Annotated in this window: 1 protein-coding gene; it reads right to left on the reverse strand. The window is 42.6% G+C overall.

Annotated features, from left to right (window positions below; all coding sequences use genetic code 11):
• Positions 1 to 40: 40 nt before the first annotated feature.
• The gene (locus H6F39_RS20590; protein ID WP_190396405.1) at positions 41 to 9,034 is read right to left on the reverse strand and encodes a LamG-like jellyroll fold domain-containing protein; all 8,994 of its coding nucleotides are present in this window, start codon (positions 9,032 to 9,034) and stop codon (positions 41 to 43) included.
• Positions 9,035 to 9,413: the final 379 nt, after the last annotated feature.

Genomic DNA, 9,413 nt, shown 5'->3' on the forward strand with positions numbered 1-9,413 from the left:
ACACTCAAATTACTACCAATTAGGTTAAAACCAGGATTTCCTAAACTAAGGCTGTAGTAAAGTTATTCAATCCTAAAGTCCCTGTGAAACCTGTCACCTCAATAATTGCATCCGTAGTAGCATTAAATCCTGCGTTAGCGTCGTTAATAGCGACAAAGCTACGAGTATTAGTACCAGTACCAAAGGTAAATTGAGCAGCAGAGTTAGCTGTAAAGACAGTATTAGTTAACTTAGCTGTAATACCTGCTGTATCAAGTGTTGCCACAGTTCCCGCATTAGGGAATCTGGTGGGTGTAGTGGAAACGACGAATAAATCAGCAGTAGCATTGAAGTCAGTAATCACATCAAAGTTACTGAAAACAGAATCGCTTAAAGTGCGGTAGTCAAAACGGTCTGTTCCTAACCCTCCAGTTAAGGTATCTTTTCCAACTCCTCCAGTTAGTCTATCATTCCCAGCACCTCCATTCAGGCTGTTATTAGCACCGTTACCTATGATGACGTTATTACCTGTGTTTCCAGTCCCGTTAATTGCTGCTGTTCCTGTCAGGGTCAGGTTTTCCACGTTAGCAGCCAAAATAGTGTAAGTAACACTAGATTGAATGGTATCTGTACCAGCGTTAGCCAGTTCTGTAATAGTATCAGTGGTGCTATCTACAATGTAGATATCATCACCTAAACCACCGATTAACGTATCTGTCCCCGCACCACCATCAAGGGTATTATTACCACCATTACCAGTAATCACGTTATTACCACCGTTACCAGTCCCGTTAATTGCTGCTGTTCCTGTCAGGGTCAGGTTTTCCACATTAGCAGCCAAAATAGTGTAAGTAACACTAGATTGAATGGTATCTGTACCACCGTTGGCCAGTTCTGTAATAGTATCAGTGGTGCTATCTACGATGTAAATATCATCGCCACTACCACCGATTAACGTATCTGTACCAGCACCACCATCAAGGGTATTATTACCACCATTACCAGTAATCACGTTATTACCACCGTTACCAGTCCCGTTAATGGCTGTTATTCCCGTCAATGTCAGGTTTTCCACGTTAGCAGCCGCAATAGTATAGGTGATACTAGATTGAATGGTATCTGTGCCACCGTTGGCCAGTTCTGTAATAGTGTCAGTAGTGCTATCTACAATGTAAATATCATCGCCACTACCACCAATTAACGTATCTGTACCCGCACCACCATCAAGGGTATTATTACCAGTATTCCCAGTAATAGTGTTATTAATCCCATTTCCCGTACCGTTGATATTGGCTGTTCCCGTTAACGTCAGGTTTTCCACGTTGTCCGCTAAAGTATAGCTGACACTACTGGATTGAACTATATCTGTACCCTGTCCTACATTCTCCGTAATCACATCAGTGGCAGTATCAACAATATAAACATCATCGCCTATACCACCAACCAAGGTGTCAATACCATCCCCACCATTCAGGGTATCATTACCAGCCGCACCATCCAGGCTGTTATTACCAGCGTTACCAGTGATGACGTTATTACCTGCGTTACCAGTAGCGTTAGTCCCGTTAATTGCTGCTGTTCCCGTTAATGTCAGGTTTTCCACGTTAGCAGCCGTAATAGTGTAAGTAACACTAGATTGAATGGTATCTGTACCCTCGTTGGCATTTTCGGTAATGATGTCCGTGGTACTATCTACAATGTAGATATCATTGCCACTACCACCAATTAACCTATCTGTACCCGTACCACCATCAAGGGTGTTATTACCAGTATTCCCAGTAATCACGTTATTACCTGCGTTCCCAGTCCCGTTAATTGCTGCTGTTCCTGTTAATGTCAGGTTTTCGACGTTGGTAGCAATAGTCAAGGTGACACTAGATTGAATGGTATCTGTACCTGCGTTGGCCTGTTCCGTAATGGTGTCAGCGGTACTATCAACAATATAAACATCATTGCCAGTTCCCCCAATTAACGTATCTGTACCATCCCCTCCATTCAGGGTATCATTACCAGCCGCACCATCCAGGCTGTTATTACCAGTATTCCCAGTAATCACGTTATTACCTGCGTTCCCAGTCCCGTTAATTGCTGCTGTTCCTGTTAATGTCAGGTTTTCGAAGTTGGTAGCAATAGTCAAGGTGACACCGGATTGAATGGTATCTGTACCAGCGTTGGCCTGTTCTGTAATTGTGTCGGTGGCAGTATCTACAATGTAGATATCATCACCTAAACCACCAATTAACGTATCTGTACCTGCGCCACCATTAAGGGTATCATTACCAGCCGCACCATTCAGGCTGTTATTAACATCGTTACCAGTAATAAGGTTATTACCTGCGTTCCCAGTCCCGTTAATTGCTGCTGTTCCTGTTAATGTCAGGTTTTCCACGTTGGGAAGGGTAGCCATAGTGTAAGTAACACTAGATTGAATGGTATCTGTACCACCGTCGGCATTTTCCGTAATGATGTCCGTGGTACTATCTACAATGTAGATATCATCCCCTAAACCACCAATTAGGGTATCTGTACCTGCCCCACCATCAAGGGTGTTATTACCATTGTTGCCAGTAATGACGTTATTAGCTGCGTTCCCAGTCCCATTAATTGCATCTATTCCCGTTAATATCAGGTTTTCCACGTTGGGAAGGGTAGCCAAGGAGAAGGTTAGGGTGCTGTAAACTGTGTCTGTACCTTCGTTGGCATTTTCGGTAATAGTCTCAGTGGTGCTATCAATTAAATAACTGTCATCTCCCGTTCCACCATACAGGAAATCGTTACCGACACCACCATAGAGGAAATCGTTACCGGCTTCACCATTGAGGGTATCGTTGCCTGTACCACCTTGGAGGAGGTCATGATCAGCACCGCCATTGAGAATGTCATCTCCACTTAAACCGTTAATTTTGTCTTTGCTGGCTGTACCGTTGAGGGTTTGGTTTGCGGCTGTACCGTTAGTGGTTTGGTCGGTATGACTGAGGAAGAAAGTTTGATTGGTAACGGTGTTTGTACCATCTGTCAAATTGAATTGGAAGAAGTCTTGAATACTACTACCACCGGGTTGATAGATTAACTTGCCACTGTCAATATCCGCTTGAGTGAATGTATCTCCAACTTTTAACGGGGTGACGGTGGAGAGAATGGGATTACCTGTAATAGTTGCTCCGTAAATTGTACCGTTGTTGCCATTGGTGGTTAAATCGGTGGCGGTATTTCCTGTGATGTTGTTGAAGTTCCAGTAACCTGCTAGTCCTGTTTCCGTGCCGGTTAAGGTTTTGTTGAGATTTGCCTGGATTTGGGCTTGAGTACGGGCAACATTCCAAATGCGAACATCGTCAATTTGTCCAGCAAAGGGAGTATAGGCATTAAGTTCTCGCCCAATCTTAACCGGATAATTATTTTGCAATGGCGTACCAACCCAATCAACACTGGTATCTAACTGTCCATTGATATATAAACTCAGTTTGGCACCATCATAAGTGGCAGCAACATGAGTTAATTGATTGAGTGTTAATGAGGCTTGACTGGGATAAATGTATCGCCAATTACCATTACTATCTTGAAAAGCAAAATCAAGGCGACTTCCATTCGGTTCAATATATAGACCATAATTCACTTCATAGCCGTTATTTGCCTCTTTCGTAATAATCGGTTGCCAATCACCTTTAATTTGAGTTTGATTAACCCAGGCTTCTAGGGTAAAGGTGTTCAAACTCAAAGCCGAACTATGGGGAATTTCGACATAATTATCAACCCCATTAAAAGACAGGGCTTTGTCGCTTCCTGAAGTCAAACCTAAAACGCCTTTATCAGGTAAATCGGTGACGGTGTAGATAATATTGGCGGGGACAAGTTGTTCAGTCGGTGTACCTGTTTGGTTAACATGAGTTGCACCAATAATATTACCATTATTGCCATTAATGGTTTTATCTAATGCAGTGCTGCCACTCGGTTCATTAAAGTTCCAGTAACCTGCTAATCCTGTTTCATTACCAACTAGTTGTTGATTGTAATTAGCCTGGATTTGGGCTTGGGTACGGGCAACATTCCAAATGCGAACATCGTCAATTTGTCCAGCAAAAGGATTCCAGGCATTAAGTTCTCGCCCAATCTTAACCGGATAATTATTTTGCAATGGCGTACCAACCCAATCAACACTGGTATCTAATTGTCCATTGATATATAAACTCAGTTTAGCACCATCATAAGTGGCAGCAACATGAGTTAATTGATTGAGAGTGAGTGAACCTTGGTTTGTTTCAAAGCCTACCCAATTACCATTACTATCTTGAAAAGCAAAATCAAGGCGACTTCCATTCGGTACAATAAATAGACCATAATTCCGTTCAGAGCCGCCATTATTCTGTTTCGTAATAATCGGTTGGTAATCACCTTTAATTTGAGTTTGATTAACCCAGGCTTCCAGGGTAAAGGTGTTCAAACTCAAAGCCGCACTATGGGGAATTTCGACATAATTATCAACCCCATTAAAAGACAGCCCAAAATTCCCTGTTAAAGCACCAACATTACTAACCTTTAATTTTGTGTTGTCAATGATAACTGGAATTGCTTGATTAAGAACAACACCTTGATTAATGTCATTGTCCTGAATCGTTAATTTTGCCGTTGCTTGTGTGCCTATAATCGCGCTGTTTGTGGGATTGCTTAAAGTTAAAGTTAGGTCTTCCTCTTCTTCAAATCTGATGTCATCAACTAGAGGAATATTAACAACTTTACTGGTTTCCCCAGGGGCAAAGGAGACAGTTATGGAACTATTGTTGTAATCGTCGGGAGCAACGGCTTGACCATTGGTTAAACTAATGGTGGCACTGACTGTATTATCTGGACTTCCTGTGCGCGTCACTGTGATTTGAGTCGTACCAGTCCCGTCTTCTTTGAAGATAAAAGTCGGCTGACTAAAAGCTAAAACCGGTGGGGTTTCTGTGAGAGTAATTGTGCTGACATTTTGCCCTAAAACAGCGCCACCGGTGGGATTTGACAATGTTACATTAAAGGTTTCGTTACCTTCATAAACTCTGTCATTGGTAATATCAATGGTGAAGGTTTTAACACTTTCTCCCGGATTAAAGGTTAACGTGCCATTTGTGGCTGTATAATCTTGTCCGGCTGTGGCGGTAACGTCTGCGGTGCTATAGTCAACGGTGAAGGTTTTGTCGGGTCTAAGGCCTGTGAGGGTGACGGTTACGGTAATTTTACCATTAATGACAGCTTCTTCATCAATGGAGACATTCCCTACGGATAAAGTAGATACACCGTTAACGACTTCGACAATGCCTCGGTAAAGATTATTGTTGCTGATATCAGCCCAAGTTCCTGGACCATAGTTCATGAAGACGTAATCTTCATTGTTGTTGTTATCAGGTTGACCACCATACCAATTGGTGTATTTAGACGATTCTCCATTCACCCAGGCAAAGTTACCTTCTGCTGCGACATCGTTTAAGCCAATCCAGAAATTTTCACTACCAAAAGCAGTGACTAAAAACTGGTTTTCGGTGGGATCATTGATTGTCACCAAATTACCACCCAATGCCTCCGCTTGCCCCTGGGCATTTGTCCAACTGCCGGCATTAGTTAGATAATATGTGACAGGTGCATCATTATTATCAACAATGGTGAGGGTGGCGGTATTTTGTGTACCTATGGCTGCACCACCGACGGCATTTGTTAAGCCCAATAACAGGGTTTCGTCGCTTTCGGCTTTGAAGTCGTTGTAAATAGGAATGGTGATCACTTTGGCTGTAGTGTCTAAATTACCAAAGGTGACATCAATAGCCGTAGGGTCAAAATCTCCCCAATTTGTAGCGGTTTGTCCTTGTGATGTAATTGTAGCTCGGACTTCGCCATTACTGCCCCCAGTACGGGTAACAGTCACAGCAGCTACAGCGGTGCCGTCTTCGTTGACTTGAAAGGTGGGTTGACTAAAGGCTAGAGTTCCCGCAGATAAAGCAGTTGAGGAGGTGAAAGTGGTAACTTTGACGTTATCTAAACCCCAACTTTCATCACCAATGTCTTGAAGTCCAGAACCAGCAAAGTTGATTATCAGGTTACTACTTGGGGCTTGAAAAGTGGAGGAGATGCGGTAAACCGAATCCATTGGATAACCTGCAAAATAATAACCAAGAGTATTATTCTCAGTTGCTCCTGTGCGTGCGGGATAGGTTGCACTACCAAAAGTACCAGGATAAGCTTGGTCACCTGCATCTGGGTACAAAGAAAAGGTAGTATTGAGCAGGGTTTGTCCGCCGGCAATACCCAGGGTAAAGATATCTGGACCAGGATATACTAGACTATTACCATCCCAACTTTTGAGGATAAAGAGGTCAAATTCCAGAGTCACTGTACTATTAGCCTGATTATTTAGCGTCAAACTAACGGTATCATTACCAAATTCACCCAGGAAATTTCTTTCTCCCACTGGTGTGATAGAACGAGTTTGATTTGACCATTCTGTTCCGGTTGCGGTTTCAAAATCATTGAAGTAATCAAAATAGGTGATAAAGGCAGGAGAAGTGAGGTTTAGCCCTGTCACACCTTCAATTATGCCAATTAATTCTGCTGGTTCACCGGTAGGTTTGTTGCGATAAATGGCGGTATTGTCTGGGCTATAGGTAGTATTCAGGGTATAGTCGCTTTTCGCTCCCGATAATTCTATAAAGTCTTGACTGGCGTTAAAATCCTGAATTAGTGCATAGTCAGCGGTGCCGGCGTTAGTTGTATCTCCATCATCATAGAAAACTTTGCTGCCATTGCCCAAAACAAATCTATCACGTCCTGCTCCACCAATTAAGGTGTCAACTTCTGCTTTTCCTGGTGTTGCACTGGTTTCGTCTACACCAATGAGACGGTCATTACCGGCTGCACCATTGAGGGTATTATTACCACTGTTGCCAGTGAGGATATTGTTAATGGCATTTCCTGTGGCGTTAATGTTAGCAGTTCCGGTCAAGGTCAGGTTTTCAACATTGGCAATGCTGGCTAAACTGTAAGTAATTGAGGCTCTTACCGTATCTAAACCTTGGTTAGAACCTTCGGTGATGATGTCTCCCAATTCATTAATAATGTAAATATCATCCCCACGACCACCTACTAGGCTATCAGCACCAGTACCACCAGTAATGGTGTCGTTACCATTGCCACCTTGTATTGTGTCATTGCCAGACCCACCAGTAAAGGTGTCGTTACCGTCTCCACCTATGAGGATATCATCTAAGTTGCCACCGATGAGATTATCTGCTTCGGTTGTACCAGTAATGTTAAATTTCTCGATGTTGCTATAGTTGACGATATTACCCGCTGCGGAAATTGTCCCACTACTTGGGGTGGTAACGGTGGTGCTAATTCCGACGGTGGTAATAGCAGAATAATCAACTTTCAGGGTATCAGTTCCACTACCGCCATTGAGAGTATCATTTCCTAAGCCACCATCAAGGATATCATTATCATTTTCTCCATAGAGTTCATCATTCCCAGTCCCACCGTTGAGGATATCATTGCCCCGGCCACCGACTAGTTTATCATTGCTTTCATTGCCTGTGAGGAGATCATTACCTGCTCCTCCATAGATTTCATCGCCACCTACACCACCAATGACGGTATCATTACCATTATTGGCGTAAACTTTGGTGTCGTTATACTGCCAATTGTTACCATAATAGGGATCTGAAGAGCGAGTATTGTCAGTGGCAGAAATATCAATGTTATCATTACCTGAACCTGTTACCAGGTAAATTCTTTCGACTTCCTTGATCTCTTTTGTCGTCAACCCATCGCTAATTGTGCCATTGGTGGGGTCACTATAATTAATGATGATGCCAGTGGTGTTTGTCGTATAATCTAAATCCAGTTTATCGCTACCTGCACCGCCGATAACGCTATTAATTCCTTTGCCACCACTGAGATAATCATTTCCTTCTCCACCATTGAGGGTATCATTACCATCGTCACCGTAGAGTTCATCATCTCCCGCACCACCGTTGAGAATATCTTCACCTTCTCCACCGACTAGTTTATCATTGCCGGCGTTGCCTGTGAGGATGTCATTACCTGCTCCTCCATAGATTTCATCGCCACCTGAACCACCAATGACGGTATCATTACCATTATTGGCATAAACTTTGGTGTCGTTATCTTGCCATCTGTTACCATAATAAGGATCTGAAGAGCGAGTATTGTCGGTGGCAGAAATATCAATGTTGTCATTACCTGAACCTGTTTTCAGGTCAATTCTTTCGACTTCCTTGATGGTTGAACCATCGCTAATTGTGCCATTGGTGGGGCTGCTATAATTAATGGTGATGTTATTGGTGTTTGTCGTATAATCTAAATCCAGTTTATCGCTACCTGCACCACCGATAACGCTATTAATTCCTTTGCCACCATTGAGATAATCATTTCCTTCTCCACCATTGAGGGTATCATTACCATCTTCACCGTAAAGTTCATCATCTCCGGCACCACCGTTGAGAATATCTTCACCTTCTCCACCGACTAGTTTATCATTGCCGGCGTTGCCTGTGAGGATGTCATTACCTGCTCCTCCATAGATTTCATCGCCACCTGAACCACCAATGACGGTATCATTACCATTATTGGCGTAAACTTTGGTGTCGTTATCTTGCCATCTGTTACCATAATAAGGATCTGAAGAGCGAGTATTGTCGGTGGCAGAAATATCAATGTTGTCATTACCTGAACCTGTTACCAGGTAAATTCTTTCGACTTCCTTGATGGTTGAACCATCGCTAATTGTGCCATTGGTGGGGCTGCTATAATTTATGGTGATGCCATCTGTATCGTAATCATAGTTTAGATCTAACTTATCACTACCTGTGCCACCAGCGATCGCATTCACCCCATCTCCGGGATTTAAGTAGTCGTTCCCATCTCCCCCTTCTAAGGTATCATTGCCATCATTGCCATAAAGACCATCATTGTCTGCTAGTCCTTGAATCAGATCGTTACCATCAAGGCCATCAATATTATCATATCCATCAGTTCCGACTAGAATATCATTGTCATCGGTTGGGATTGCCATAAAATCTGCCTACTAGATTTATTTAAGTAAATATGGAATTGCTAGAATCTGATTACTAATCACACTAACCGTGTTCGTCTTTATCCTACATTGTTTTTGATGTAGTGACAAGTAAGTTGGGGTGTAAAGTTTTGTAAAGTTTAATTACCCCTCTTAGTCCTTTTCCTTTATAAAGGGGAGAAATTGGCATCTAGTCCCCCTCCTCTTGCTAAGGGTTAAGGTGGAATAAAAACCTTATTTTCCCAGGAGTGCATTTTATGAAATTCAATCGTAGTCAAGTTAAAAAATACCTGCAATTAGCTGATTTTACATCGCTTTTTATTGAAGAACTAGGTTGGGATTATGCTGATATTTCTCCTATTTATTTAAAGGTCAATGA

This window comes from Dolichospermum sp. FACHB-1250 (assembly GCF_014696335.1).
GTDB classification, from domain to species: Bacteria; Cyanobacteriota; Cyanobacteriia; order Cyanobacteriales; family Nostocaceae; genus Dolichospermum; species Dolichospermum planctonicum.